The 1,084-nt window shown below is 66.5% G+C and carries 2 protein-coding genes; both read left to right on the top strand.

Annotation, left to right across the window (positions count from 1 at the left end; all coding sequences use genetic code 11):
* On the top strand, positions 1-314 hold a 314-nt coding region (locus ACIRS4_RS38740; protein ID WP_404205052.1), incomplete at its 5' end, for a carbohydrate ABC transporter permease.
* The coding region (locus ACIRS4_RS38735) for a carbohydrate ABC transporter permease (protein WP_404205049.1) at positions 304-1,084 on the top strand (781 nt) is incomplete at its 3' end. The genes ACIRS4_RS38740 and ACIRS4_RS38735, both read left to right, overlap by 11 nt.

The raw sequence follows: 1,084 nt of genomic DNA, 5'->3' as shown, positions 1-1,084 counted from the left end.
GCGCCTTGGACGGGGCCGTCGGGTGGCGGCGGGTGCGCTGGCTGATCCTGCCGCTGTTGCGGCCGACCATGTTCTTCGTGCTGGTCACCGGGGTGCTCAGCGTTTTCCAGACCTTCGACGCGGTGTACGCGCTGACCAAGGGCGGGCCGGGGCATCACACGGATGTCGTTGCCATGCGGATCTATTCGGAGGCGTTCGACGCCGCGCATCCGGGGCGGGCCGCGGTCATGGCGGTGGTGGTGTTCGCGGTGATGTTCGTGATCACGATGGCGCAGCACCGGTACTTCCGGAATCGGACCAGCTATGAGTACTGACCGGCGGGCGGCGGCGCGGGCGGTCGCGGCGTACGGGGTGTTGATCCTCGGGGCGCTGCTGACGGTGGCGCCGCTCGTGTTGAGCGCCATGACGGCGTTCAAGACTCCCAAGCAGTTCGCGGCCGAATCCGCTCTGGCCACACCGGATCCAGTGACTGTGGATAACTTCCGCACGGTGCTGGATCAGGGGCTGGGCCGGGCCGTCGCGGTCACCGCGCTGATGACGGTGTGCATAACCTGTGGACAACTCGTGACGTCGATCCTGGCGGCATATGCGTTCGCGCGCACCCGATTTCCCGGCCGGGACGTGCTTTTCTGGGTGTACCTCGGGACCATGATGGTGCCCAGTGCGGTCACCCTCGTGCCGCTGTACCTCATGTTCGCGAAACTGGGGTGGCTCAACACCTTCTGGGCGCTGGTGCTGCCGTTCCTGTTCGGGTCGCCGTACGCGATCTTCCTGCTGCGCCAGTACTTCCTGGCCATTCCGGGGGAGATCATCGACGCGGCGCGGGTCGACGGCGCGAACACCCTCGACATCCTGTTCGGCGTGGTGGTGCCGATGAGCCGGCCGATTCTGGCCACCCTCACCGTCATCACCGTGGTCTCGCAGTGGAACAGCTTCATGTGGCCGTTGGTCGCCGCCTCCGGGTCGAAGTGGCAGGTGCTGACCGTGGCTACGGCCAACATGCAGACCCGATACAACGCGCAGTGGACGCTGATCATGGCCGCCACCACGCTGGCCATCGCGCCGCTGGTGCTGCTGTTCGTGG

It is taken from the genome of Streptomyces sp. NPDC101166 (genome assembly GCF_044768125.1).
Classification (GTDB): domain Bacteria; phylum Actinomycetota; class Actinomycetes; order Streptomycetales; family Streptomycetaceae; genus Streptomyces.
Note: the sequence above shows the minus strand (reverse complement) of the source record. Positions and strands in the feature narration are given on the sequence as shown.